This is a genomic window from Desulfovibrio sp. OH1186_COT-070, assembly GCF_003860215.1.
Lineage (GTDB): Bacteria > Desulfobacterota > Desulfovibrionia > Desulfovibrionales > Desulfovibrionaceae > Desulfovibrio.
Map to the genome: position 1 here is coordinate 41145 of NZ_RQYH01000001.1, position 25660 is coordinate 66804.

Annotated in this window: 20 protein-coding genes and 4 tRNA genes; all 24 read left to right on the forward strand. The window is 58.0% G+C overall.

Annotated features, from left to right (window positions below; translation table 11 throughout):
• The first annotated feature begins 8 nt into the window (after nucleotides 1–8).
• The 24 genes from EII23_RS00180 to rpoC all read left to right on the forward strand — a co-directional run bounded on the left by EII23_RS00180 (nucleotide 9) and on the right by rpoC (nucleotide 25606).
• Nucleotides 9–494, forward strand: coding sequence for a cytidine/deoxycytidylate deaminase family protein (locus tag EII23_RS00180; RefSeq protein WP_124791056.1), 486 nt, complete (start codon nucleotides 9–11; stop codon nucleotides 492–494).
• On the forward strand, nucleotides 491–1645 hold the full coding sequence (ribD, locus tag EII23_RS00185) for a bifunctional diaminohydroxyphosphoribosylaminopyrimidine deaminase/5-amino-6-(5-phosphoribosylamino)uracil reductase RibD (RefSeq protein ID WP_124791057.1): 1155 nt from the start codon (nucleotides 491–493) through the stop codon (nucleotides 1643–1645). Before EII23_RS00180 ends, ribD begins: the two co-directional genes overlap by 4 nt.
• Nucleotides 1646–1654: 9 nt before the next feature.
• A complete protein-coding gene (locus tag EII23_RS00190) occupies nucleotides 1655–2335 on the forward strand; it encodes a riboflavin synthase (protein ID WP_124791058.1) in 681 nt (226 codons plus the stop codon).
• Nucleotides 2336–2429: 94 nt separating this feature from the next.
• Nucleotides 2430–2900: a 6,7-dimethyl-8-ribityllumazine synthase gene (gene ribE / locus EII23_RS00195; RefSeq protein WP_124791059.1), complete on the forward strand. Its 471-nt coding sequence runs from the start codon at nucleotides 2430–2432 to the stop codon at nucleotides 2898–2900.
• 3 nt (nucleotides 2901–2903) lie between these two features.
• The gene (nusB, locus tag EII23_RS00200; protein ID WP_124791060.1) at nucleotides 2904–3404 is read left to right on the forward strand and encodes a transcription antitermination factor NusB; all 501 of its coding nucleotides are present in this window, start codon (nucleotides 2904–2906) and stop codon (nucleotides 3402–3404) included.
• Nucleotides 3405–3411: 7 nt separating this feature from the next.
• Nucleotides 3412–5925: a leucine--tRNA ligase gene (gene leuS / locus EII23_RS00205; protein ID WP_124791061.1), complete on the forward strand. Its 2514-nt coding sequence runs from the start codon at nucleotides 3412–3414 to the stop codon at nucleotides 5923–5925.
• 75 nt (nucleotides 5926–6000) lie between these two features.
• On the forward strand, nucleotides 6001–6999 hold the full coding sequence (locus EII23_RS00210; RefSeq protein WP_124791062.1) for a DNA polymerase III subunit delta: 999 nt from the start codon (nucleotides 6001–6003) through the stop codon (nucleotides 6997–6999).
• A gap of 78 nt (nucleotides 7000–7077) precedes the next feature.
• The gene (radC, locus tag EII23_RS00215; RefSeq protein ID WP_124791063.1) at nucleotides 7078–7770 is read left to right on the forward strand and encodes a RadC family protein; all 693 of its coding nucleotides are present in this window, start codon (nucleotides 7078–7080) and stop codon (nucleotides 7768–7770) included.
• Nucleotides 7771–7790: 20 nt separating this feature from the next.
• Nucleotides 7791–10370, forward strand: coding sequence for an endopeptidase La (gene lon, locus EII23_RS00220; protein ID WP_124791064.1), 2580 nt, complete (start codon nucleotides 7791–7793; stop codon nucleotides 10368–10370).
• Nucleotides 10349–11212, forward strand: coding sequence for a peptide chain release factor N(5)-glutamine methyltransferase (gene prmC, locus EII23_RS00225; RefSeq protein WP_124791065.1), 864 nt, complete (start codon nucleotides 10349–10351; stop codon nucleotides 11210–11212). The genes lon and prmC overlap by 22 nt, the downstream gene beginning before the upstream one ends.
• Nucleotides 11213–11339: 127 nt before the next feature.
• Nucleotides 11340–11415 (forward strand) — tRNA-Thr (locus EII23_RS00230).
• A 47-nt stretch (nucleotides 11416–11462) separates the two neighbouring features.
• Nucleotides 11463–11548, forward strand: a tRNA-Tyr gene (locus EII23_RS00235).
• Nucleotides 11549–11641: 93 nt separating this feature from the next.
• Nucleotides 11642–11717, forward strand: a tRNA-Gly gene (locus tag EII23_RS00240).
• Nucleotides 11718–11911: 194 nt separating this feature from the next.
• Nucleotides 11912–13105, forward strand: coding sequence for an elongation factor Tu (gene tuf, locus EII23_RS00245; protein WP_124791066.1), 1194 nt, complete (start codon nucleotides 11912–11914; stop codon nucleotides 13103–13105).
• Between the two features lie 6 nt (nucleotides 13106–13111).
• Nucleotides 13112–13261 carry a 50S ribosomal protein L33 gene (gene rpmG, locus EII23_RS00250; RefSeq protein ID WP_012625252.1) on the forward strand — a complete coding sequence of 50 codons (150 nt, stop codon included), beginning with the start codon at nucleotides 13112–13114 and terminating at the stop codon, nucleotides 13259–13261.
• A gap of 42 nt (nucleotides 13262–13303) precedes the next feature.
• Nucleotides 13304–13380: transfer RNA gene (locus tag EII23_RS00255), tRNA-Trp, on the forward strand.
• Between the two features lie 20 nt (nucleotides 13381–13400).
• On the forward strand, nucleotides 13401–13643 hold the full coding sequence (gene secE / locus EII23_RS00260; RefSeq protein ID WP_124791067.1) for a preprotein translocase subunit SecE: 243 nt from the start codon (nucleotides 13401–13403) through the stop codon (nucleotides 13641–13643).
• 8 nt (nucleotides 13644–13651) lie between these two features.
• Complete coding sequence (gene nusG, locus EII23_RS00265; RefSeq protein WP_185702251.1) at nucleotides 13652–14224, forward strand: transcription termination/antitermination protein NusG; 573 nt, start codon at nucleotides 13652–13654, stop codon at nucleotides 14222–14224.
• Nucleotides 14225–14384: 160 nt separating this feature from the next.
• Nucleotides 14385–14807: a 50S ribosomal protein L11 gene (gene rplK / locus EII23_RS00270; protein ID WP_124791068.1), complete on the forward strand. Its 423-nt coding sequence runs from the start codon at nucleotides 14385–14387 to the stop codon at nucleotides 14805–14807.
• A gap of 146 nt (nucleotides 14808–14953) precedes the next feature.
• On the forward strand, nucleotides 14954–15661 hold the full coding sequence (rplA, locus tag EII23_RS00275; RefSeq protein ID WP_124791069.1) for a 50S ribosomal protein L1: 708 nt from the start codon (nucleotides 14954–14956) through the stop codon (nucleotides 15659–15661).
• Nucleotides 15662–15825: 164 nt separating this feature from the next.
• Nucleotides 15826–16350: a 50S ribosomal protein L10 gene (gene rplJ, locus EII23_RS00280; protein WP_124791070.1), complete on the forward strand. Its 525-nt coding sequence runs from the start codon at nucleotides 15826–15828 to the stop codon at nucleotides 16348–16350.
• Between the two features lie 53 nt (nucleotides 16351–16403).
• Complete coding sequence (gene rplL, locus EII23_RS00285) at nucleotides 16404–16790, forward strand: 50S ribosomal protein L7/L12 (protein WP_124791071.1); 387 nt, start codon at nucleotides 16404–16406, stop codon at nucleotides 16788–16790.
• A gap of 450 nt (nucleotides 16791–17240) precedes the next feature.
• Nucleotides 17241–21374 carry a DNA-directed RNA polymerase subunit beta gene (gene rpoB, locus EII23_RS00290; protein WP_124791072.1) on the forward strand — a complete coding sequence of 1378 codons (4134 nt, stop codon included), beginning with the start codon at nucleotides 17241–17243 and terminating at the stop codon, nucleotides 21372–21374.
• A 62-nt stretch (nucleotides 21375–21436) separates the two neighbouring features.
• Nucleotides 21437–25606 (forward strand): DNA-directed RNA polymerase subunit beta', encoded by a 4170-nt coding sequence (gene rpoC, locus EII23_RS00295; protein WP_124791073.1) that lies wholly within the window; start codon nucleotides 21437–21439, stop codon nucleotides 25604–25606.
• Nucleotides 25607–25660 lie beyond the last annotated feature (54 nt).

A 25660-nucleotide genomic window follows, 5' to 3' on the forward strand; every position in this document is an offset into this window, starting at 1 on the left:
ATATTCCCATGCGCATGCCCTGGACGGAATATTTCATGAATATCACCTACCTTGTGAGCGGACGCTCCACATGCACCCGCCGCAAGGTAGGGGCTGTTGCCGTAAAGGACAAACGCATCCTCGCCACCGGCTACAACGGCGCTCCGGCCGGGATTCCCCACTGCCTGGATATCGGCTGCCTGCGCGAACAACTGGGCATACCCTCCGGACAGCGGCATGAAATCTGCCGGGGTCTTCACGCGGAACAGAATGTCATCATCCAGGCTGCCGTGCACGGCATCAACATCATGGGAGCGGAGCTTTACTGCACAACCCACCCTTGTGTTCTCTGCAGCAAAATGCTTATCAACTGCGGCATCAGCCGCATCGTGTACACGGAGCACTATCCTGACGACCTTGCGGCCCAAATGCTGGCCGAGGCCGGAGTGCTCGTGGAAAAACTGCCGTTTTCCCCCCCGATCATCAGCGCGCAGCACGGAGAAGCGCAACCATGAATGACGTGGACTATGCTCCCTTCATGCGCGAAGCCATTGGCTTGGCAGAACAGGGCAGATGGAAAGCATGCCCCAACCCCACTGTAGGTGCCGTGCTGGTGCGCGATGGCAGCATTGTGGCACGGGGCTGGCATCGTGCTGCCGGGCAGGATCATGCGGAAGTCGCATGCCTCGCGGACGCGGAGACTCACGGGGTGAACCCTGCGGAGTGTACGCTGGTTGTCACACTGGAGCCCTGCCGCCATGAAGGCAAGGTTCCTCCCTGCACCGATGCCATCCTCCGGGCAGGGATACGCCGTGTGGTCACAGGCATGGCGGATCCCAATCCCCAGGCGTGTGGCGGAGCGAAAAAACTGCGCGCGGCAGGGATCGAAGTCATTGAAAATGTCTGCGTGCAGGAATGCCGTGATCTTGTGGCCGATTTCCTCGTCTGGCAGAAAACCAGCCGCCCCTTTGTCATGCTGAAAATGGCCGCCACCCTTGACGGACGCATTGCCACCCGTACAGGCAAGTCACAGTGGATCAGTTCTGCGGCGTCCCGCAAGCACGTGCAGGATTTGCGCCGGAGTATCGCCCCGTGCGGGGGCGTGGTGCTGGTGGGCGGAGGCACCTTTCGCGCAGACAATCCCCACCTGGGCGTACATGACCAGAAACATTGCCCCCAGCCTCTTGCCTGTGTGCTGACTTCACGCCTGCCTCTGCCAGATGCGGATTTTCGCCTCCTGAAAGAACGCCCGGAGCAAACCGTCTTTCTGGTTTCTCCAGCCGCTGCCGCATCCACCACGGCCAAGGCCCTGCGCGACAAGGGTGTGCGCGTTCTGGCGCTGGGCCCAAGCCCGCACGGCCTGCACGAGGGGCCGGATTTTCACGCCCTTCTCCAGATGTTGAGGGAAGAACTGCAATGCCACTACCTGCTGTGCGAGGGGGGAGGCCGCTTGGCGCTCAGCCTGCTTGAGGCCGGTCTGGTGGATGATTTTTTTCTGCATATGGCCCCTGTGGTTCTGGGTGATGCGGAGGCAGCGCCTCTTTTTTCCGGCCGCTCCCCGCTCACTCTGGATGAGGCGCTTCGCCTGCGCGTGTACGGCGTTTCCCCGTGCGGGGAAGACCTGCACATACGCTTCCGCCCTGCGGTTTCCGGCGAAAACACATAAGGAGCGCGAGTGTTTACGGGCATCATCCAGGGGCAGGGCGAAATTCTTGCTTTTCAGGGAGGAGCGGCGGAGCGGCGCTTCCGCATTCGTCCCCACTGTGCCATGCCCCGCATGACAGACGGAGAGTCCATTGCTGTCAACGGAGTTTGCCTTTCCGTGGAAGAACACGGCGCAGATTTTTTTGTTGCCTATGCTTCCGCAGAAACATTGTCGCGCACCACACTCGGTGCCTTGTGCGCCGGGGATTTTGTCAATCTTGAACGGGCGCTGGCCCTGGGCGAACGCCTGGGGGGGCACATGGTGAGCGGTCACGTGGACTGTCTTGCCACAGTACACAGCATACGCCCCGCGGGCCAGTCCCTCCGTTGCCGTCTTTCCTTTCCCTCAGAGTATGCTCCGCAGATCATCCCCAAAGGATCTGTGGCGCTTGACGGCATAAGCCTTACAGTCAATGATTGCGGGCCGGACTTTCTTGAGGTCAACATTATCCCGGACACCAGCAAACGCACGACCATGCGCCGCTGGAAATCCGGCACCCTGGTGAATCTGGAAACCGATCTCATCGGAAAATACGTCCACAGCCTGCTGTCTGCCTGGCGGCAGGCTCCCGGCATGCAGCAAACCTTACCCAAAGGGGACAATGCTGGCAGGCTGAGCCGTGAGATGCTCTTGCGCAACGGCTTTTTGTAGAAGGCATATCGCCGCAGCCCGGATTGCGGCCCCTCCGCCCACGTCAGGAACGCGCGGCGGCAAGATATGACGGACCCACCAGAAGGAGAGAAACATGAGCGCACCAACAACCATTGCGGGACGCCTGGATGCCAAAGGGCTCAAAATAGCCGTGGTTGCTGCCAGATTCAACGACTTTATTGTGGATCGCCTGATCAGCGGAGCCCTGGACTATCTGGAACGCCACGGCATGGACCCTGATGCCGGAACGCTGGTTCGCGTTCCCGGAGCCTTTGAGCTACCTCTGGTTTGCCAGAAGCTTGCGCAGTCGGGAAAGTTTGACGGCATTCTCGCCCTCGGGGCCGTCATTCGTGGCGGAACCCCGCATTTTGACTATGTCTGCGCGGAAGCCAGCAAGGGGCTTGCCCAGGTCATGCTCCAGTCCGGCGTGCCCGTAGGCTTTGGGCTGCTGACGTGCGATACCATCGAGCAGGCTGTGGAACGCGCAGGGACCAAGGTAGGCAACAAGGGAGTCGAAGCGGCGTCCGCCATGCTTGAGACTATCCGCGTCATGGAGCAGTTGTAGTCCATGCGCAGGCAGAAGGCAGCCACCCGCCACGGAGAACGCGAACTGGCCTTCCAGGTGCTGTACAGCCTGTCGTTTTCTCCTGTTACGGAAATCAACGCGTTACGGCGGATCTTTGCGGAATCTCTGAAAAGCATGGCCCAATGGCGTGCGGACACAAAGCAGCCGGCAGGGGCCATGACGTTTGCGTGGGAACTGGTGGAGGGGGTATGGAGCACCTCTCCCCAACTGGATGCAGTGATCACACGCTTTTCTCACAACTGGCGCGTGGACCGCATGGGCCGCGTGGAACTGACGCTGCTGCGCCTGGCTGTTTTTGAACTGGTGTTCCGTGAAGACATTCCACCCAAGGTCGCCATCAACGAAGCGCTGGAACTGAGCCGCCTTTTCGGCGAAGACAAGGCCAAAAGCTTTGTCAACGGCATTCTGGACGCTGTGGCCGGTGCGCTGGAAAACGGCGAAGTATCCCGCTCCACCCACATTTCTCCAACCCGACTCGAGTGACCGCGTCATGACAGAAGAACGCTACAACCCGCACAGCATTGAAACCAGATGGCAGGCGTACTGGCAGGAAAAAAATTCTTTTTCCTGCGAGAACGGCAGACACAAGCCCAAATATTATGTCCTTGAAATGTTTCCGTACCCTTCGGGAAAAATTCATATGGGGCATGTGCGCAACTATGCCATCGGCGATGTTGTTGCGCGCAGCAAACGCATGCAGGGCTTCAATGTTCTCCATCCCATGGGCTGGGACGCTTTTGGCCTGCCCGCAGAAAATGCCGCCATACAAAACCGCACCCACCCTTCCCTCTGGACGTATGACAATATCCGCGCCATGCGCGACCAACTCAAAAGACTGGGATATTCCTACGACTGGGCGCGTGAAATCGCTACCTGCCGCCCGGAATACTACCGCTGGGAGCAGATGTTCTTTCTGCGCCTGCTGCAAAAAGGCCTTGCCTATCGCAAAAAAGCCCCGCAGAACTGGTGCCCCGCATGCCATACGGTTCTGGCAAACGAGCAGGTTGTTGACGGCCAGTGCTGGCGCTGCGATTCTGCGGTGGAGCAGAAGGACCTCACCCAGTGGTTCCTGAAAATCACGGCCTACGGCGACGAACTTCTGCAAGACCTTGCCGCTCTGGAAAAAGGCTGGCCGGAACGGGTGATCGCCATGCAGCGCAACTGGATAGGAAAATCCTTTGGCGCATCCGTCACCTTTGATCTGGAAAAACCACTGGACGGCGTCAGCAGTATTGATGTTTTCACCACACGGCCCGACACCCTGTTTGGCGTGACTTTTCTGACTCTGGCTCCGGAACATGCCCTTGTTGAGCAACTGATCAAGAACTACGCCAAGGCCGATGAGGTTCGGGCTTTTGTTGACCGCGCCCGCCGCATGGACCGTCTGGACCGCCAGAACGAAACAACAGAAAAAGAGGGCATTTTTACCGGAGCATATGTCCTGCACCCCTTTACCGGAGAAAAAATCCCCCTCTGGCTTGGCAACTTCGTGCTTGCAGATTACGGCACAGGAGCTGTCATGGGCGTGCCTGCCCACGACCAGCGCGATTTTGCCTTTGCGCGCAAATATTCCCTGCCTGTGCGTGTTGTCATCGCTCCCCACGGGGAGGAGCAGTCTTCCGAAAGCATGACAGAAGCCTTCAGCGGCGAAGGCATCATGCTTTCCTCGGGCCAGTTCACCGGCCTGGGCAATGAGGAAGGAAAAAAAGCCGTTGCCCAGGCCCTGGAAAAAGCGGGCAAAGGCAGAGCGACAACCCAATTTCGCCTCAGGGACTGGAATATCTCGCGCCAGCGTTACTGGGGGGCTCCCATTCCCGTGGTGTACTGCGAACAGTGCGGCGTGGTTCCGGAAAAAGAAGAAAACCTGCCCATCGTCCTGCCGCTGGACGTGAAAATCCGGGAAGACGGCCGCTCTCCCCTGCCGGACACGCCGTCCTTTGTGGCCTGCATGTGCCCGCAGTGCGGCAAGCCCGCCCGCCGCGAAACAGATACGCTGGACACCTTTGTGGAATCCTCCTGGTATTTTGCGCGCTATGCCTGCGCACGGATGGAAAACGCCCCCTTTGACGCCGATGCCCTGCGCTATTGGCTGCCGGTGGATCAGTATATCGGCGGCGTGGAGCATGCCATTCTGCATCTTCTGTATTCGCGCTTTTTTACCAAGGCGCTGCGCGATTTGGGATTTTTCCCGTCCGGCCTGTCGGAACCTTTCACCAACCTCCTGACCCAGGGCATGGTGCTCAAGGACGGCAGCAAGATGTCCAAGTCCAAGGGCAATGTTGTTTCCCCTGCGGACATGATCGAAAAGTACGGAGCAGACACGGTTCGGCTGTTCTGCCTTTTTGCCGCTCCGGCCGAAAGGGATTTTGACTGGTCAGACTCCGGCATTGAAGGCGCTTCACGCTTCATCGGCAGAATATGGCGTCTGTTCATGGAAGAAAGGCACCGCCTGAAGCCTCTCAAGGCCTGCCAGGCAACGGCGGATGATGCGCAAACCCCGGAAGCGCGAAATCTGCGGCGCCGGGAACACCGCACAGTCAAAAAGTGCAGCGCCGACATGAATGACCGCTTTCAATTCAATACCGCCATTGCTTCTGTCATGGAACTGGTCAACGCCATGTACCTCACGCGTGAAAAGCTGGGAACAGAGGAAGCGGAGTGCCGCGTATTCTCCTCTGCCATCGCGACTGTTCTGACGCTGCTTTCCCCGGTTATCCCGCACATTTGCGAAGAACTCTGGGAACGTTTGGGGCATTCCTCCCCACTGGCGGAAGAATGCTGGCCGCTGTGGGACGAGGCCGCCACCACGGAAGACATGCTCACCGTGGCCCTGCAGGTCAACGGAAAGTTGCGGGGAACCGTGGAAATTCCCCAGGGAGCCGACAGTAGCGAGCAGGAGGCCGCCGCTCTGGCCTCCCCCGCCGTGCAGCGCCATATTGAAGGGCATACGGTGCACAAGGTCGTGGTGGTTCCGGGGAAGCTCGTCAATATTGTTGCCAGATAGTTTGTGCCCGGCAGGCGTCCCCTCGGGAAAAAGGCGCGTCTGCCGGGGCGGCGCATCCGCAAACCGGAATGATCCATGAGCAGCCAACGGCCCGGATTCAGCTTTCTGGTCTGCCCGGACGGGCAGATGCTGCGTGAGCAGCTTGCCCGGCTGCTCACGCAGCATCTGCCTGCCGTCGGTGAGTGGGAGCGGCATGTCTATTGGGGAGACGAAGCCCCCCCACCGTCTTTTTGGGAGCACATCACCCTCCACGGCCTCTTTCCTTCTTCCCGCGCTGTTCTGGTGCGTCAGGCCCAGCTCTGGCCTGCGGACGTGTGGAAAAAAATCTCCCGCATCCTCTCCAGTCCTTCAGAGCACGTCTGGCCCCAGTTCTGTCTGGAAATGCCCTGGGACAAGGGGCAGCCCAAGATACCCGCTCACCTGATCCGCCTGCCTTGCATGATTTTTGCCGACAGGCAGGGCTGGGTATGGAAACAGGGAGGTCTGACAGAATATTCCCTCAAAAAATATGTGCAGCAACGCGCGCGCGCACTCTCCCTGCGCATGGAGCCGGAAGCACTGGAAGCATTGTGCTCTTGCGTGCCGCCTGACGCCCAGGCCATTGAAAACGAGCTCATCAAGCTTGCCTTTTTGCGCAATGCGGTCCTGGAGCAAGGCAGCAGCACAGATCCAGAGTCCTTTTCCATTTCTCCTTCCATGATCGCTACTGGCTCCTGGACAGCCGAAGGAAATATTTTTTCTGGTCTCAAGCAGATACAGGCCGGCAATCTGGTCGGCGTATGGAAAGAGTTTTCCCGGAGCAGCGATGATGGGCTGCTTTTTGCCCTGGCGGGGCTGCTTGCCCGTGAATGCCGTATGCTGTGGCAGCTTCTGGCTGGTGAGAAGGTGCGCATGCCGCCGTCCGGTCAGGCGGAAAAGCGCCGTCTGGCAGAGAACTTGGGGCCACAATATCTAGCGGAAATCATGTCCACTCTCGTGGATGTGGAATGGAAGGTCAAAAGCGGCCGCTACTCCACGCTGCAAGGGCTGGAATGCCTTCTGGAACGCGCAACAGCCGTTTTTTCGCGCCCGTAGCGCCCCCGGAGAAAGCATCCATACCTCCTCCTTTTTCTGCCCTCTCCCCTTGCACACCTCTGAAAACTGCTTACCTTTATGACAGAAAAAGCATCACCATCCCCGTTGGCGCACTCGGGACACCGCGCCAGAGTGCGCCAACGTCTTGAGCGGGACGCAACCGCATTGGCGGATTATGAGGTTCTTGAACTCTTGCTGGGATACGGACTGACACGCAAGGACACAAAGCCCCTTGCCAAGGCCCTGCTGCAGCGGTTTGGAAACATCCGGGCAGTCATGGACGCACGGGAAGAAGACTTGCAGGAAGTTCAGGGTATTGGCAAAGGCCTTTTGGCCTTCTGGAAGGTATTGCAAGAGGCGCACCGCCGCTATATGGCATCGCAAGTGCAAAAACGCACAGTGCTTGCCGACCCGGCATCCGTAGCGCAGATGGCGCAGGCCCGCCTGGCGGGTTGCCCGCATGAAGAATGCTGGCTGGTTCTGGTAGATCAGGGCAACCGGCTGATGGCGTGGGAACGCCTGCGTCACGGTGGCGTGACTTCAGTATTCCTTGAACCCAGAGACGTTTTCGAGCGGGCTCTTTTGCGCAAGGCCAGCGGAATCATTCTGGTCCACAATCATCCGGGGGGCAACCCCGAACCCTCCCCTGCGGATCAGAAACTGACCGGGGAACTGCAGGCCCTTGCCCCGCGTATGGGACTGCGCTTTCTGGATCATATCATCGTCACAGACGAAGACTGCTACAGCATGACACGTTCACAACGCATCTGAGGCGGTCAGGGAGCATACACATGGCTGACGAACAGAAAAAAGACGACTGTGCGCGAGCAACGGAAGAAACGGCGCAGGCCGCCGTTGCCGCTGAAGAGCCGGAAGCCCGGCCCACTGCCCCTGCCGCCAGCGATTCCGGTGACGAACTGGAAGCCGCCCGGCAGGACATTCCCGGGGTTCTTCCGGTTCTCCCGGTACGTGATGTGGTGATTTTCAACTACATGATTCTCCCTCTGTTCATCGGGCGCGAAAAATCTGTCCAGGCTGTGGACGCCGCCCTGAAAGCCGGACGCCATCTGCTGGTGTGCGCCCAGAAGGAAGAAAGCACCGACGACCCCCAGCCACAGGATCTGTATGCGGTGGGTACGGTAGTGCAGATCATGCGCATGCTCAAAATGCCCGATTCGCGGGTCAAGATTCTTGTGCAGGGCGTCAGCCGCGCGCGCATCACGCAGTTCCGACAGGTCAACCCCTATCTTGAGGCGCAGATTGATCCCATTGCCGAACAGGCTCCTCCCGCAGACACCACGTTGGAAGCCCTTCTGCGTTCGGTACGCGAGCAGAGCGAAAAAGTGCTGGCTTTGCGGGGCCTTTCCTCGCCGGACGTTCTGGGCGTTTTGCAGGGGGTGGATGATCCCGGCCGTCTTGCCGACCTTGTTGCCGCCAACATGCGCATGAAGACCGCGGAAGCCCAGGGAATTCTGGAGGCGGAAAATCCCCTTGACCGCCTCATGCTTGTCAACACCCACCTCCAGCATGAAGTCGAGGTGGCCACTGTCCAGGCGCGCATCCAAAGTTCTGCACGGGAAGGCATGGACAAGGCGCAAAAGGACTATTTTCTGCGTGAGCAGATCAAGGCGATCCGCCACGAACTTGGCGACCGGGAAGACAGCGGCGAGGAAGAACTGGCGAGCCTCAAAAAATCTCTGGAAAAAGCCGGTCTGCCCAAGGACGTGCGCAAAGAGGCGGACAAGCAGTTGCGCCGCCTGTCCGGCATGCATTCGGATTCCTCGGAAGCCAATGTCGTGCGCACCTATCTGGAATGGCTGGCGGATCTTCCGTGGAAAAAAACCACACGCGACAGCCTTGATATTGTGCGCGCAAAAAAAATTCTTGATGAAGACCACTTTGCCCTGGAAAAAGTCAAAGACCGTATCCTCGAATTTCTGAGCGTGCACAAGCTCAATCCTCGCAGCAAGGGAAGCATTCTCTGTTTTGCCGGGCCTCCCGGCGTGGGCAAAACATCTTTGGGCCGCTCCATCGCCCGCGCCTTGGGGCGCAAATTCCAAAGGCTTTCCCTGGGAGGCATGCGCGATGAGGCAGAAATCCGGGGCCATCGGCGCACCTACATCGGCGCCATGCCCGGGCGCATCATTCAGGGCATCAAACAGGCGGGCACGCGCAATCCTGTACTCCTGCTGGACGAAGTGGACAAGCTGGGCACGGATTTTCGCGGCGATCCGTCTTCTGCCTTGCTGGAAGTGCTGGATCCCGAACAGAACCACACCTTCAGCGACCACTACCTGAACGTCCCCTTTGACCTCTCGCGCGTCATGTTTCTGTGCACGGCAAACCATCTGGAAAACATCCCCGCGGCCCTGCGCGACCGCATGGAGGTCATTTCCCTTCCCGGCTATACCATGCAGGAGAAGATCGAGATCGCACGCCGCCATCTTCTGCCGAAAAAAATCGTGGAAAACGGCCTGAGTGCGGAAAAAGTTTCCATTGATACCGCTTCGCTGAAAAAAATCATTCAGGAATATACGCGGGAAGCCGGGCTGCGCAATCTGGAGCGGGAGCTGGCCTCTGTCTGCCGCAAATTTGCGCGACGCAAGGCCGAAGGGCAAAAAGGGCCTTTCCGGGCAGGCACGGGCGATGTGGAAAAAATGCTGGGCGCTCCCCGCTTTCTTGAAGACAGAAAAGAAAAGAAACTCATGCCCGGCATGGCGCTTGGGCTGGCCTGGACTCCTGCGGGCGGCGAAGTCCTCACGGTGGAAACCGCCATCATGAAGGGCAAGGGCGGCCTTATCCTGACAGGCCAGTTGGGCGATGTCATGAAAGAAAGCGCCCAGGCCGCCCTGAGCTATATCCGCAGCCGGGCTGCAATCCTGGATCTGGATTCGCAGTTCGCGGCCCGCCGCGACATCCATATCCATGTGCCCGCGGGCGCAACCCCCAAGGACGGTCCCTCTGCCGGTGTTACCCTGACCACCGCGCTCATCTCCGCCCTTTCCCAGCGCCCTGTGCGTGCGGATGTGTGCATGACCGGCGAAATCACGCTTCAGGGGCGCATTCTGCCGGTGGGAGGAATCAAGGAAAAAATACTGGCTGCCGTTGCCAGAGGTTTGCGGCATGTGGCCATTCCCCAGCAGAATACCAAAGACCTTGAGGAAATTCCCAAGGATCTGTTGAAAAAAATCACGGTTCACCCCGTTGCCCACATTGATGATCTGTTGCCTCTGGTGTTTGACACCCCTTCTCCCAAGGGGACGGGAAGAAAAAAAATGCCCGGTTCCGCGGCCCTCAAGTCTGCCCAAGCGGAGCCAGTGCTTCTTTCTGCCTGCGGAACGCCGCTCGTATGCGCCTGCACCAATGCCTGAACGCGGCCTCGGAAAAACTGCAGAAGGCGGGGGTAGACAGTCCCCGCCTTTGCGCTGCCGTTCTGGTGCAGATGGCCTTGGAGCGCGCGCCTGCCACTGCGGCGCACCTGTTCTGCCTCATGCAGAAAAACAGGGAACTCACGGAGCGGGAGTGCCGCGTTGTGGACTTTCTTGTCCGCAGGCGCGCTGAAGGCAGACCGCTTGCACAGCTCACGGGGCGCAGGGAATTCTATGGCCGTGACTTTCTTGTTTCGCGCCATACGCTCATTCCCCGTCCGGAAACAGAACTGCTTGTCGACACTGCCCTGCGCCTGTTACCCGCGCACCATATCCTGTTTGCAGACATGGGCGCCGGTTGCGGCTGCATCGGCCTGACCCTGGCCGCGGAGCGCCCCCTGTGGCGCGGCGTGCTGGCAGACGTCACCCCCCAGGCTGTGGAAGTGACACTACGCAATGCCCGCAGGCTCGGCCTTGAAAAGCGTGTCGCTTCCATACAGTCCGACATGTTTTTCTCTCCCCTCCTTCCGGATTCGCTGGATCTGTTCGTCAGCAATCCTCCCTACATCGCTCCGGAAGAACGGGGGGAGGTCATGCGGGAGGTGCTGGACTTTGAACCTCCCCAAGCCCTTTTTTCACCTGACGGGGGCTTGGCGCATCTGGCTGCCGCCATCGGCGCGGCTTCGCGCGCCTTGCGCACAGGGGGGATTGTGCTGCTTGAGCACGGGGCATCCCAGGGACTGGCCGTGCGCCAGCTTGTGCACGACACAAAAAATTTTTCCGGAATCACCACCCTGCAGGATCTGGCCGGGAAAGAGCGTTGCACCCTGGCCCACAAGATTTGAGCAAAGGCCGCTGAGCAGCCGTCGGGAGCATCCACTTCCAAGACGCATCCACATTTTCTGCAAAATCTCCCGGCAAATATTTTTTTCTTGCCAAATTTTCCGGAAGAGGATAGAGAAAACTCTTGTTGCTGGCGTAGCTCAACTGGCAGAGCAGCTGATTTGTAATCAGCAGGTTGCGGGTTCGAGTCCCATCGCCAGCTCCACAAAAAGCTGAACAAAGGACGGTATTCCGGACTTTGCAGGCAAAAGTGGAGGGGTTCCCGAGTGGCCAAAGGGAACAGACTGTAAATCTGTCGTCGTAAGACTTCGGTGGTTCAAATCCACCCCCCTCCACCACCACGATTTCTCTGCCATGCAGAAGAATTGTGGCGTTTACAAAGACTGCCTTGGCTGTAGGAGACAGGATCTGTCGGGGAACTACAGTAGCGTGCGGGAATAGCTCAATGGCTAGAGCATCAGCCTTCCAAGCTGAGGGTTGCGGGTTCGAGTCCCGTTTCCCGCTCCACTCCTGCTCGATCCCCTCTCAATCCTGTCTGCCAATGCACGTTCCCTGGCTTTCAGGGACAAAGCGTGTGCGGCCATGCGGCGAATTTTTTGCCGTCCGGTGCACGCAGGAACGGGCGTTACCACAAAATGCGTATGCAAAAAACTCTGTAACGCAAGTACAACGCAAAAATCTTTTCTCCAGGGAGACGTACAATGGGCAAGGAAAAATTTGAACGCAAAAAGCCCCATGTGAACATCGGCACCATCGGACACATTGACCACGGCAAGACCACCCTGACGGCGGCCATCACCAAGATCGCCGGCCTCAAGGGTTCGGGCAAGTTCATTTCCTATGACGAAATCGACAAGGCCCCCGAAGAAAAAGAGCGCGGCATCACCATTTCCACCTCCCATGTGGAGTACGAAACCGAAAACCGCCACTATGCCCACGTTGACTGCCCCGGCCACGCCGACTACATCAAGAACATGATCACCGGTGCGGCCCAGATGGACGGCGGCATTCTGGTGGTGGCCGCCACTGACGGCCCCATGCCCCAGACCCGCGAGCACATTCTTCTTGCCCGTCAGGTGGGTGTGCCCCAGCTTGTTGTTTTTCTGAACAAGTGCGACCTCATGCCTGACGAAGAACTGCTGGAACTTGTGGAACTGGAAGTGCGCGAGCTTCTTTCCTCCTACAAATTCCCCGGCGACGAAGTGCCCATCATCCGCGGTTCGGCTCTGAAGGCTCTGGAGGCCGATTCCGCCGACTCGCCCGATGCCAAGTGCATTCTTGACCTGCTCGCTGCCTGCGACAGCTTCATCCCCGAACCGCAGCGCGATGTTGACAAACCCTTCCTCATGCCCATTGAAGACGTGTTCTCCATTTCCGGCCGCGGCACCGTGGTGACCGGCCGTGTGGAACGCGGTGTGCTCAAGGTGGGCGATGAAGTGGAAATCGTCGGCATCAAGGCCACGCAAAAGACCACCTGCACCGGCGTGGAAATGTTCCGCAAACTGCTTGATCAGGGTCAGGCTGGCGACAACGTGGGCGCTCTGCTGCGCGGCACCAAGCGTGACGAAGTTGAGCGCGGACAGGTTCTCGCCGCTCCCAAATCCATTACCCCGCACAAAAAGTTCAAGGCGGAAGTGTACGCCCTTTCCAAGGAAGAAGGCGGCCGTCACACCCCGTTCTTCACCGGATATCGTCCGCAGTTCTACTTCCGTACCACGGACATCACCGGTGTCATCAGCCTGCCTGAAGGTGTGGAAATGGTCATGCCCGGCGACAACTCCCAGTTTATCGTCGAGCTTATCGCGCCCATCGCCATGGAGGCCGGACTGCGTTTCGCCATCCGTGAAGGCGGCCGCACTGTCGGTTCCGGCGTTGTAACCGAGATCATCGAGTAGTGTCCCATGCGAGTGAATATCCTTCTGGCCTGCACCGAGTGCAAGCGACGTAACTACAGCACCCGGAAGAACAAGAAAAATACCACCGGGCGGCTGGAAATGAAAAAATATTGTCCCTGGGACAAGAAGCACACTGTGCATCGCGAAACCAGGTAGCAGACAAACTTCGTCCGGGAGCATCCGCTCCCGGACGCATGCAGGGCAGTAGCTCCAACGGCTAGAGCGGCGGTCTCCAAAACCGCAAGCTGGGGGTTCGAATCCCTCCTGCCCTGCCATTTTTATCACGGATTGCAGAATGGCAAAAAAACAGATTCAGGCAGGCGCCGATGCCAGGTCGGACGAAACTCCCAATCCTGTCACGCGTTTTCTGCGATATGTTGAAAATGCCAGGGCGGAATTGCGCAAGGTTACCTGGCCCACTGTCAAGGAAACGCGCAAGGCCACCTTTGCCGTGCTCGGTTTTGTAACCGTGATGGCTGTCATTCTGGGACTGGTGGATCTTGGTCTGTCATCCCTGATAAAGACGATACTTTCCTGAAGGATCCCATGAAAGAGCCCGAAATCAACGAAACTTCGGAACAGTCCTCTGCGGCTCGCTGGTATATTGTGCATACCTATTCCGGGTTTGAGCAGCGAGTGCAGAAGACCATCAACGAGTTGTGCCGTACCGGGCAGGATCAGGGGCTTATCAAGAAAGTCGTCGTTCCCACGGAAAAGGTTATTGAACCCACCAAGGGCGGCCAGCAGCGTACCTCGACGCGCAAGTTTTATCCCGGTTACGTCATGATCCAAATGGTCATGACAGATTTGTCCTGGCACCTGATCCAGTCCATCTCCAAGGTCACAGGATTTGTTGGCGGGAAAAACCGCCCGGCTCCCATGCGCAACAGCGAAGCGGAGCGGATCCTTGCCCTGATGGAAGACCGGCAGGAAAAACCCCGGCCGAAGTTCAATTTTGATCGGGGTGACGAAGTGCGTGTTGTTGAAGGGCCTTTTGGCGGGTTCAACGGCGTTGTTGACGATGTCAACCATGACAAGGGGAAACTGCGCGTTTCTGTGTCCATTTTTGGCAGACAAACCCCGGTGGAGCTTGATTTTACGCAAGTTTCCAAGGGATAGGCAGAGTACGAGGGGTTTGCCTGGCACAGGCACGGACAGGCCGGAGGATGTTCTCCTCCTTCCGGCAGCCCCTTCGCTCCGGCTTCCCCTTTTTTATTGACCAGCCTTGCACGGCAGACATCGTGCTGCTGTCGCTTGAGCTATGTAAGGACATAACCAGATGGCCAAGAAAGAAGTTGCCAAAATCAAGTTGCAGATCCCCGCAGGCGCTGCGAATCCTTCTCCGCCGGTCGGCCCTGCCCTAGGGCAGCACGGTCTGAACATCATGGGCTTTTGCAAGGAATTCAATGCCCGGACGCAGGATCAGAAAGGGATGATCATTCCCGTTGTGATCACGGTTTTTGCTGACCGCTCGTTTACCTTTATCACCAAGACCCCTCCCGCTTCGGTTCTGATCATGAAGGCGGCCAAGGTGGAAAAAGGTTCCGGCGAGCCCAACCGCGCAAAGGTCGGCAGCCTGACCATGGCCCAGATAGAGGAAATCGCGCGTCTCAAACTGCCAGACCTCAATGCCACAAGCATTGAGGCTGCCGTCAAATCGGTTGCCGGAACAGCGCGCAGCATGGGCATTGACATACGCTGAGTTCAGGCCGCTGTTGTCCGCGGCAGCGGTGCGTTGCCCGCAGTGCCGCGAGAGCGCACAGCCGGGATCGTTGAAAGTATTCGTTGAAATCAATTGTACTGCCCCGAAAAGGGGCAGGAGATGCCAAACGACAAGGATTGTGTCCCATGCCCAAACATGGCAAAAATTTTCATAAGGCCCTTGACGGAGTCAACCTTCAGGAACGCTTCAGTGTGGAAGATGCCGTCAGCAAATCCCTTTCCGCCGCTTTTGCAAAATTTGACGAAACGGTGGACGTGGCCATCTGTCTCGGCGTTGACCCGAAATATTCCGATCAGATGGTGCGCGGCGCCGTAACCCTACCCCACGGGCTGGGAAAAACGGTGCGTGTGGCCGTTTTCTGCAAGGGTGAAAAGCAGGCCGAGGCGCGAGAAGCCGGAGCTGATGTTGTTGGCGCCGAAGATCTGGTCGCCCGGATCAAAGAAGGCTGGCTCGAATTTGACGCCGCCGTTGCCACGCCCGATGTTATGGCGCTTGTGGGCCAGATTGGCCGCGTTCTCGGTCCTCGCGGGCTCATGCCCAATGCCAAGACAGGCTCCGTAACTTTTGAGGTTGCCAAGGCCGTCAATGAACTGAAGGCCGGACGCGTTGATTTCAAGGTGGACAAGGCGGGCGTGCTGCATGCCCCGCTGGGCAAGGTTTCCTTTGGACCGGAAAAAATTCTGGGCAACCTGAAAGCTCTCCTTGAAACGGTCAATCGCCTGAAGCCGTCTGCGGCCAAAGGAACCTATCTGCGTTCCATGGCTGTTTCCACCACCATGGGGCCGGGCTTCAAGATCGACATGACGCAGGTCAAAAAATTTCTTGAAGGATAAATCCTTCGGGATGGGCGTCGGACACTGTGCCCGGCGTCACTTGTCTAGGGAAACGGAATTTCGAGTCGAAGACGGCAGGCGGGCATGCCCCTTAATATTCCTGCCCAGACCCTTTTCTTTGGCTCGGCATTCCACCAGGCACCCCCAAACGTGAGAGGTATCACGTGAACAGGTCTGAAAAAGCCGCAGTTATTGAAGCCCTGAAAGCCAAGGCGGACAAGGCTTCCTTTGCTGTGCTGACGGACTTCAAGGGCATGTCGGTGGAAGAGCTGACGAACCTGCGTGTCAGCCTGCGCAAGGCTGGAGGCGAATATGTTGTCGTCAAAAACACGCTGGCCCGTATTGCTCTGACCGACGGCGCGCACCACAGCATCAAGGATCAGTTCCGCGAAAACTGTGGCGTGGCCTTTGGATTCGATGACCCGGTGGCGGTGGCCAAAGCGCTCAGCGATTTTGCCAAGCAAAGCAAGCTTTTTGCGTTGCGCGGCGCCAGTCTGGACGGCAAGAGCCTTGACGTTGCCCAGATTGACGCTCTGGCCAAGCTGCCCGGCAGGGAACAGCTTCTCGGCCAGTTGCTCGGCACCATGACCGCCGTGCCCACCAACTTTGTTTCGTTGTTCGCCAACATGCTTCGCGGCCTGCTGTATGCTCTCAAGGGCATTGAAGAGCAGAAGTCCAAGGCCGCCTAGCGCGCAGCAGCAACATTCATCCGAATTTCAAGCCAAAAGATCAGGAGACCATCATGGCAGTTACCAAAGCAGATGTTGTGGAATTCATTTCCAATATGACGGTTCTCGAACTCTCCGAGTTCATCAAGGAACTTGAAGACAAATTTGGCGTGTCCGCCGCGGCTCCGGCTGCCATGATGATGGCCGCCCCCGCTGGCAGCGCCCCCGATGCCGACGCCGCCGAGGAAAAGACCGAATTTGATGTGGTGCTCAAGGAAGCGGGCGCCAACAAGATCGGCGTTATCAAGGCCGTGCGCGCTCTGACCAACCTCGGCCTCAAGGAGGCCAAGGAAAAGGTTGATGGCTGCCCCGCCACCATCAAGGAAGGCGTTTCCAAGGAAGAAGCCGAAGAAGCGAAAAAGCAGCTTGCCGAAGCCGGCGCTACTGTGGAAATCAAGTAGGGCTGACAGATCTTCTGTTTTCAGGGCGGGACCTTTCGGGTTCCGCCCTGCTCTTTTTCTCCTGTGCAACAAGCTTGCCTTTTTTTTGAAAAACATATACATATATTTTTTTGACGATGCTGAGGAGGCATCCCTGTACTGCGATTGGCTTGCTGCCGCACACAAAGCTCTTCACTGACGAAGCCCTTGCCCTGTTCCTTTGAGCAGGGATGGGTTTTTTATGCCTTGTGCGCAGCAAAGTCTTTTCGCACCCGCAGCGGATCCGCCGGAACATATGGTCGCGCCTGAAAAAGGCACGGCAGCCGGGTGTCTGCGCGCAAACCGCGCGTTGGCAAGCCCGCCCCCCCCCTCACCGGGTCGCACGCCGAATCCGGAGGGCGCGAACAGAACTTTCGCATCGTTTGAGCTCAGCCGGGCAACCGGGGCGCAACCGCCACCTATGAGGTACCCATGGTCCAGATCACCAAACAGTTCGGCAAGATCAAGGTTTCTCTCCCCATCCCCCATCTGCTGAATCTGCAGATCGATTCGTACGAGGCTTTTCTTCAGGAAGGCGTTGCCCCAGAGAAGCGCGCGCCCGACGTTGGCCTTGAAGGCGTTTTTCGCACGGTTTTTCCCATTGAAGATTTCAGCAAGACGGCCAGCCTAGAGTTTGCCGGATACGAAATACAGCCCCCCAAGTACGATCAGGCCGAATGTATTTCCAAGGGCCTGACCTATGAAGCCCCCATGCGCATCAAGGTGCGCCTTGCAGTTTACGATACCGATGAAAACTCCGGCAACCGTACCCTCCGCGACATCAAGGAGCAGGATATCTATTTTGGCACCCTGCCCCTGATGACGGAAAAAGGCACATTCATCATCAACGGCACGGAACGTGTTATCGTCAACCAGTTGCAACGCTCGCCGGGCATCATTTTCGAGCACGATGGCGGCAAGACGCACACCAGCCGCAAGGTTCTCTATTCGTGCCGCGTTATCCCCATGCGCGGCTCCTGGCTGGATTTTGATTTTGACCACAAGGACATCCTCTATGTCCGCATAGACCGGCGCCGCAAAATGCCGGCCACCATCCTGTTCAAAGCCATGGGCATGAGCAAGGAGCAGATTCTCGACTACTTCTATACACGGGAGCACTACCGCCTCGGCTCCGGAACGGACATTCTCTGGGAAGTGCGCAAAGAGCTGTACCGCAAGGACAATGCCTACGCGGATATCGCCGATGCCGCCGGGAACATCATCGTCAAGGCCGGCAAGCCCATCACCAAGCGTGCCTGGCGGCTCATCTGCGAGGCAGGCATTGAGGCCATTGCCATGCGTCCGGACATACTGGACGGCATGTTTCTGGGCGAAGACATTGCCGACCCCAAAAGCGGAGAAATTCTGGCGGAAGCCGCCGACGAAATCACTCAGGGCCTGCTGGAGCGCATGCGCGAGGCGGGCATTGAGCGCGTGGCCGTGCTGCACACCAAGGGGGCTGATGTTTCCGCCTCCATCCGCGACACCCTGATGCAGGACCGCATCCCCGACCAGCAGAAGGCCCAGGAAGAAATCTACCGCCGTCTGCGCCCCTCCTCTCCCCCGACTGCCGAGGTTGCGGCCAACTTTTTTGACAATCTGTTCCGCAATCCCGACTATTACGACCTCTCCCCCGTGGGCCGCTACAAGCTCAACCAGCGCCTTGCCCTGAGCGAGCCCGAAAACGTGCGCACCCTGACCGACCAGGATATTCTCACGGCCATCAAGGTGCTCGTGCAACTGAAGGACAGCCACGGCCCCGCAGACGATATTGACCACCTCGGCAACCGCCGTGTGCGCCTTGTGGGGGAACTGGTGGAAAACCAGTATCGCATCGGCCTTGTGCGCATGGAAAGGGCCATCAAGGAACGCATGAGCCTGCAGGAAATTTCCACGCTCATGCCGCACGACCTGATCAATCCCAAGCCTGTGGCAGCTGTGCTCAAGGAGTTTTTTGGCACATCCCAGCTGTCGCAGTTCATGGACCAGACCAACTCTCTTTCGGAGGTGACGCACAAGCGGCGTTTGTCGGCTCTGGGCCCCGGCGGGCTGACCCGCGAGCGGGCGGGCTTTGAGGTGCGCGACGTGCATACCTCCCACTACGGGCGCATCTGCCCCATCGAAACGCCGGAAGGACCGAACATCGGCCTGATCGTTTCCCTGACGACCTTTGCCAAGGTGAACGATTTCGGCTTCATCGAAACGCCGTACCGCGTTGTGCGCAATGGCCGCCTTACCAACGAAGTCATGCACCTCGACGCATCGCGCGAAGGGGATCAAATCGTGGCCCAGGCCAATGCCGCTCTGGACGAACAGGGCATGCTGGTTGACGAATTTGTGACCGTCCGGGTCAAGGGTGAAGTCGAAATCCGCCATCGGGACGAAGTCACGCTCATGGATATTTCGCCCAGCCAGATGGTGTCCATTTCTGCGGCTCTCATTCCTTTCCTTGAGCACGATGACGCGAACCGCGCCCTTATGGGATCCAACATGCAGCGCCAGGCTGTGCCGCTGTTGCGCTCGGAAAAACCCCTGGTGGGCACGGGCATGGAAGTCGATGTCGCCCACGACTCGGGGGCATGCCTTGTGGCTCCGGCTGACGGAGTTGTGCAGTATGTGGATGCGGATCGCATTGTGGTCGCCTACGACGGCGATGTGCATCCCAAACAGGGCGGCGTGTGCGTCCATGATCTGCTGAAGTACCACAAGTCCAACCAGAATTCCTGCTTCGGCCAAAAGCCGTCCTGCCATCCGGGCCAGATTGTGCGCAAGGGCCAGATCCTTGCTGACGGCCCCGGCATTGACGACGGAGAACTGGCCCTGGGAAAGAACCTTGTGGTCGCCTTCATGCCGTGGTGCGGCTACAACTATGAAGACTCCATCCTCATTTCCGAACGTGCCGTCAAGGAAGACATTTTCACGTCCATCCATATTGAAGAGTTTGAGGTTGTCGCCCGCGACACAAAGCTCGGCCCGGAAGAAATCACCCGCGACATTCCCAATGTCAGCGAAGAAATGCTGCGCAATCTTGACGAAAGCGGCATCATCCGCATCGGAGCGGCTGTCAAGCCTGACGACATCCTGGTGGGAAAAATCACTCCCAAGGGAGAAACGCAGCTCACGCCGGAAGAAAAACTCCTGCGGGCCATCTTCGGCGAAAAGGCCCGTGATGTAAAAAACACCTCCCTCAAGGTTCCGCCGGGTGTGGAGGGCATCATCATTGACGTCAAGGTGTTCAATCGCCGGTCTGGCGAAAAGGACGAACGGACCCTTGCCATTGAAAAGCACGATATTGCCGTGCTTGACCAGAAAGAAGCGGACCATATGCGTGCGCTGACAGAGCGCACCCGCTCTCTGCTGGCCCCCCATGTGCTGGGCAAACAGATCTCCGCATCCCTGCCCGGCAAGAAAAAGGGAGAAATTCTGGCAGAAGCGGGCACGGCCCTGACCGAAGACATTCTCCATGCCATACCTGTCAAAAAGCTCTCCGGCCTCTTCAAGAGCAAGGAGGTCAATGACGTTGTTGGCGGCCTGCTCAAGACCTACGACCAGCAGGTCGACTACCTGAAGGCCATTTACGACTCCAAACGCGAAAAGGCCACGGAAGGCGATGATCTGCCTCCCGGCGTCATCAAGATGGTCAAGGTGCATGTGGCCATCAAGCGCAAGCTTTCTGTGGGCGACAAAATGGCCGGACGCCACGGCAACAAGGGTGTTGTTTCCTGCATTCTGCCCGAAGAGGACATGCCCTTTTTTGCCGACGGACGCCCGGTGGATATTGTGCTCAACCCGTTGGGCGTGCCTTCGCGCATGAACATCGGTCAGATCATGGAAACCCACCTGGGTTGGGCGGCCAAGGAACTCGGCCGCCAGATGGCCGAGTTGCTTGACTCGGGAACAGGCATGAAGGTCTTGCGCAACGAGATCAAAAACGTTTTTGACTCCCCGACCATCAGTGCGCTGGTGGACTCCATGAGCGACGACGAATTCAAGGATTCGGTGGAAAAACTGCGCAACGGCATTGTGACCAAGACTCCGGTTTTCGACGGAGCAACGGAAGAAGAAATCTGGGAGTGGATGGGCAAGGCAGGTCTTGCCGATGACGGCAAGACCACCCTCTATGACGGCCGCACCGGAGTCCCCTTCAAAAACCGTGTGACTACCGGCGTGATGTACATGCTCAAGCTTCATCACCTAGTGGACGAGAAAATCCATGCCCGCTCCACCGGCCCCTACTCGCTGGTCACGCAGCAACCCCTGGGCGGCAAGGCCCAGTTCGGCGGCCAGCGCCTGGGCGAAATGGAGGTCTGGGCTCTGGAAGCCTACGGAGCCGCCTATCTCTTGCAGGAATTCCTTACGGTCAAATCCGACGACGTCACGGGACGCGTCAAAATGTATGAAAAAGTTGTCAAGGGCGACAACTTCCTTGAGGCAGGTCTTCCCGAGTCCTTCAATGTTCTGGTCAAGGAGCTGATGAGCCTGGGCCTGAATGTGACCCTGCACCAGGAAGAAGGGAAAAAGCCCAAACGCATCGGGTTTGTGCGGGAACGCGAAGACGATATCTGAGTGCATCCGGCCCGGTCACGAAAGACGCTTTCAAACAGCCTTATTACAAAGCAAGGTACGCTATGAGCCTGGACGATCTTTTCACTGCGCGCGGCACTTCCGTCAACATGACGAACATCCGCAATCTGAAGGCCATACAGATTTCCATAGCCTCTCCCGAGGCCATCCGCGAATGGTCCTATGGAGAGGTAAAAAAACCGGAAACCATCAATTACCGGACTTTCAAGCCCGAAAGGGACGGTCTTTTCTGTGCCAAGATTTTTGGCCCGGTCAAAGACTACGAGTGCAACTGCGGCAAGTACAAACGCATGAAGCACCGGGGCATTGTGTGCGAAAAGTGCGGCGTTGAGGTCATTGCCTCCAAGGTGCGGCGCGAGCGCATGGGGCATATCGAACTCGCGGCCCCTGTTGCGCATATCTGGTTTCTCAAGACCCTGCCTTCCAAAATCGGCACCCTGCTCGACATGACCATGGCCGATCTGGAAAAGGTGCTCTATTTCGATTCGTACATCGTTCTTGACCCCGGACAGACAAATTTGCAGAAGCGCCAAGTCATCTCGGAAGACCAGTACCTGCAAATCCTGGAGCACTATGGCAGCGATGACGTGCTCACCGTGGGCATGGGCGCCGAGGCGGTGCGCGGGCTTCTGGAAGAACTGGATCTGGAAAAATTGCGCACGGAGCTTCGGGAAGAAGGCGAAGCCACCAAGAGCCAGACCAAGAAGAAAAAGCTGACCAAGCGCCTCAAGATTGTTGAAGCCTTTCTTGAGTCCGCCAACAAGCCCCAATGGATGATCATGGAGGTCATTCCGGTCATTCCGCCGGAATTGCGCCCCCTTGTTCCGCTGGACGGAGGCCGCTTTGCCACTTCAGATCTCAATGATCTGTACCGCCGCGTCATCAACAGAAACAACCGTCTCAAACGCCTTATTGAACTGGGCGCGCCGGAAATCATCATCCGCAACGAAAAGCGCATGCTGCAGGAAGCCGTGGATGCCCTGTTCGACAACGGACGCCGGGGACGGGCCATTGCCGGCACCAACGGACGTCCACTCAAGTCTCTTTCCGACATGATCAAGGGCAAACAGGGGCGCTTTCGCCAGAACCTTCTGGGCAAGCGCGTTGACTACTCCGGCCGGTCCGTCATTACCGTCGGCCCCTATCTCAAGCTGCACCAGTGCGGCCTGCCCAAAAAAATGGCTCTGGAGCTTTTCAAGCCCTTCATCTATTCGGAGCTGGAAAAACGCGGGCATGCCTCCACCATCAAAAGCGCAAAAAAAATGGTGGAGCGGGAAGACCTTGTGGTATGGGATATCCTCTCCGAAGTTGTGCGCGAATATCCCATTCTGCTGAACCGTGCCCCCACACTGCACCGGCTGGGCATCCAGGCTTTTGAACCGCTGCTTGTGGAGGGCAAGGCCATTCGCCTGCACCCCCTCGTCTGCTCCGCCTACAACGCCGACTTTGACGGCGACCAGATGGCCGTGCACATTCCCCTTTCAGTGGAGGCGCAGATCGAATGCCGTGTGCTGATGATGAGCACCAACAACATTCTTTCACCGGCCAACGGCGGCCCTGTCATTGTGCCTTCGCAGGACATTGTGCTGGGCCTCTACTACATGACCGTGGAGCGCAGCTTTGAAAAAGGCGAAGGCATGTCCTTCTGCGCCCCGTGGGAAGTGGAAACCGCCTACGACGCCGGTGAGGTTGCCTTGCACGCGCGCATCAAAGTGCGCATGGCTGATGGCGTCATTCACGAGACAACCCCGGGCCGCGTGCTGATCAGCGACATCCTGCCGGAGCAGCTGCCCTTTGAGCTTGTGAACTGCGTTCTGACCAAAAAAACCATTGCCCGCCTTGTGGGCGCGGCCTACCGCCAGTGCGGCATCAAGGCCACGGTCATTCTGTGCGACCGCCTCAAGGACATGGGCTATGAGTTCGCCACGCGCGCCGGTGTGACCATCGGCGTCAGGGACCTGACCATCCCGTCCCGGAAAAAGGATATTCTGACGGCTTCACAGGCCGTTGTGGACGACATCGAGCACCAGTACCGTGACGGCATCATCACCCGCACGGAGAAATACAACAAGGTCGTGGACGTGTGGACAAAAGCCACACAGGACATCTCCATGGAAATGATCAAGGAGATTTCGCACGACACGGTCACGGATCCCAAAACCGGCAAGCAAGATCAGAACCAGAGCTTCAATCCCATCTTCATGATGTCCAACTCGGGCGCGCGAGGCAACCAGGATCAGATGCGCCAGTTGGCCGGAATGCGCGGGCTGATGGCCAAACCGTCGGGGGAGATCATCGAAACCCCCATCACGTCATCCTTCCGCGAAGGCCTTTCCGTGTTGCAGTACTTCACGTCCACCCACGGCGCCCGCAAGGGTCTGGCAGACACGGCACTCAAAACAGCCAACTCCGGGTACCTCACCCGCCGTCTGGTGGATGTGGTGCAGGATGTCATTGTTGCCGAGCAGGACTGCGGCACGGTGGACGGCATCGAGCTGACCCACCTCAGGGATGGCGGCGACATCAAGACCCCGCTGGCCGAACGCATTATCGGCCGCGTTCTGCTGTATCCCATACACGATCCCGACAATCCGGACGTCATCCTTCTGCCCGAGAATACCCTCATCACGGAAGCGGAAGCCAATCTCATCAACGACAAAGGCATATCCTCAGCCACTGTGCGCTCCCCCCTCACCTGCCAGGCAGAACGCGGCATCTGCGCCCTGTGCTACGGGCGTGACCTGGCGCGCGGGCACTTGGTCAACACAGGAGAAACTGTGGGCATCATCGCTGCCCAGTCCATCGGGGAGCCGGGAACACAGTTGACCATGCGGACATTCCATATCGGCGGCACGGCCTCAAGCACCATTGAAAGAAACAGGTTTGAAGCCCTCAACGCTGGCCGGGTCATCCTCAACCGGGTGAAAGCCGTCACCAACCGCGACGGCGTCGAACTGGTGCTGGGAAAGAGCGGGCAACTCACCATTGTGGACGCCCAGGGACGGGAAAGGGAAAAATATATTCTCCCCAACGGAGCGCGACTTCTGGTCACCAACGGGCAGGAGGTTTCCAAGGGGACCGTTCTCGCGGAATGGGATCCCTTCAACGAGCCTTTTGTCTGCGAGGAAGAAGGCATTCTGCGCTTTACGGACATTATTGACGGAAAGACCGTGCAGGAAAAGATTGACGACATCACGCGCCAGGCGTCCCTGACGATCATGGAATACCGCACGACGAACTTCCGCCCCGCCATCTCCATCTGCGACGAAACGGGCAATGTAAAAAAACGCAGCCATGGGGGCACCGCAGCCATCTACAATCTGCCGGTGGGCTCCATCATCATGGTCAAGGACGGCGAAAACATTCAGGCCGGCGACATCATTGCCCGCAAACCGCGCGAAACGTCCAAAACAAAGGATATCGTGGGTGGTCTGCCGCGTGTGGCCGAGCTCTTTGAGGTGCGCAAGCCCAAGGATATGGCGGTGGTTACGGAAATTTCCGGCACTGTTTCCCACACAGGGGAATCCAAGGGAAAACGCAGGCTCGTGGTCACGCCGGAAATCGGCGAGGCAAAAGAATACCTTGTACCCAAGGGAAAGCACATCACTGCCGCCGATGGCGATTTTGTGGAAGCCGGCGATCCGCTGACCGAAGGCTATCCGGAATTGCACGACATCCTGCGGACCAAGGGCGAAAAATATCTGGCCCGTTATCTTGTGGACGAAATTCAGGAAGTTTATCGCTTCCAGGGTGTGGGCATTGACGACAAACACATTGAAGTCATTGTGCGCCAGATGCTCAAGAAGGTGACCATCCTTGATTCCGGCGGCACCAGCTTCCTGGTGGGCGAACAGGTGGACAAGGCCGAATTCCGGCTTGAAAACCAGAAAGCCCTGAGCGAAGGACGCTCTCCGGCCACAGCGGAACCTCTGGTGCTGGGCATCACCCAGGCGTCCCTGACCACGTCGTCGTTCATTTCGGCCGCATCCTTTCAGGAAACCACCAAGGTACTCACCGAAGCCTCGCTCAAGGGCAAGATGGACTATCTGCGCGGCCTGAAAGAAAACGTCATTGTGGGGCGCCTCATCCCCGCCGGAACAGGATACCGCGAGTACGTCAACGGCGACATTGTGGTGCCGGAGCAGAAAGAACGCCCGGACAAATTCCTGGAAGAACTGGAAGAAAACCCCATTCTGGTGGAACTGGGCAACTGATCCGGATTCTCCGCCCTCCTCCGATACAAAAACACCCGCGCACAGGCGGGTGTT

What these genes read in the sequence shown, in the direction of transcription:
- ribE (WP_124791059.1), top strand. Translation starts at nt 2,430, where the DNA reads ATGAGCGCACCAACAACCATTGCGGGACGCCTGGATGCCAAAGGGCTC.
- lon (WP_124791064.1), top strand. Translation starts at nt 7,791, where the DNA reads ATGGCTGACGAACAGAAAAAAGACGACTGTGCGCGAGCAACGGAAGAA.
- leuS (WP_124791061.1), top strand. Translation starts at nt 3,412, where the DNA reads ATGACAGAAGAACGCTACAACCCGCACAGCATTGAAACCAGATGGCAG.
- nusG (WP_185702251.1), top strand. Translation starts at nt 13,652, where the DNA reads ATGAAAGAGCCCGAAATCAACGAAACTTCGGAACAGTCCTCTGCGGCT.
- EII23_RS00180 (WP_124791056.1), top strand. Translation starts at nt 9, where the DNA reads ATGCGCATGCCCTGGACGGAATATTTCATGAATATCACCTACCTTGTG.
- rpoC (WP_124791073.1), top strand. Translation starts at nt 21,437, where the DNA reads ATGAGCCTGGACGATCTTTTCACTGCGCGCGGCACTTCCGTCAACATG.
- nusB (WP_124791060.1), top strand. Translation starts at nt 2,904, where the DNA reads ATGCGCAGGCAGAAGGCAGCCACCCGCCACGGAGAACGCGAACTGGCC.
- prmC (WP_124791065.1), top strand. Translation starts at nt 10,349, where the DNA reads ATGCGCCTGCACCAATGCCTGAACGCGGCCTCGGAAAAACTGCAGAAG.
- rplA (WP_124791069.1), top strand. Translation starts at nt 14,954, where the DNA reads ATGCCCAAACATGGCAAAAATTTTCATAAGGCCCTTGACGGAGTCAAC.
- ribD (WP_124791057.1), top strand. Translation starts at nt 491, where the DNA reads ATGAATGACGTGGACTATGCTCCCTTCATGCGCGAAGCCATTGGCTTG.
- EII23_RS00210 (WP_124791062.1), top strand. Translation starts at nt 6,001, where the DNA reads ATGAGCAGCCAACGGCCCGGATTCAGCTTTCTGGTCTGCCCGGACGGG.
- rpmG (WP_012625252.1), top strand. Translation starts at nt 13,112, where the DNA reads ATGCGAGTGAATATCCTTCTGGCCTGCACCGAGTGCAAGCGACGTAAC.
- secE (WP_124791067.1), top strand. Translation starts at nt 13,401, where the DNA reads ATGGCAAAAAAACAGATTCAGGCAGGCGCCGATGCCAGGTCGGACGAA.
- radC (WP_124791063.1), top strand. Translation starts at nt 7,078, where the DNA reads ATGACAGAAAAAGCATCACCATCCCCGTTGGCGCACTCGGGACACCGC.
- rplL (WP_124791071.1), top strand. Translation starts at nt 16,404, where the DNA reads ATGGCAGTTACCAAAGCAGATGTTGTGGAATTCATTTCCAATATGACG.
- rplK (WP_124791068.1), top strand. Translation starts at nt 14,385, where the DNA reads ATGGCCAAGAAAGAAGTTGCCAAAATCAAGTTGCAGATCCCCGCAGGC.
- rpoB (WP_124791072.1), top strand. Translation starts at nt 17,241, where the DNA reads ATGGTCCAGATCACCAAACAGTTCGGCAAGATCAAGGTTTCTCTCCCC.
- tuf (WP_124791066.1), top strand. Translation starts at nt 11,912, where the DNA reads ATGGGCAAGGAAAAATTTGAACGCAAAAAGCCCCATGTGAACATCGGC.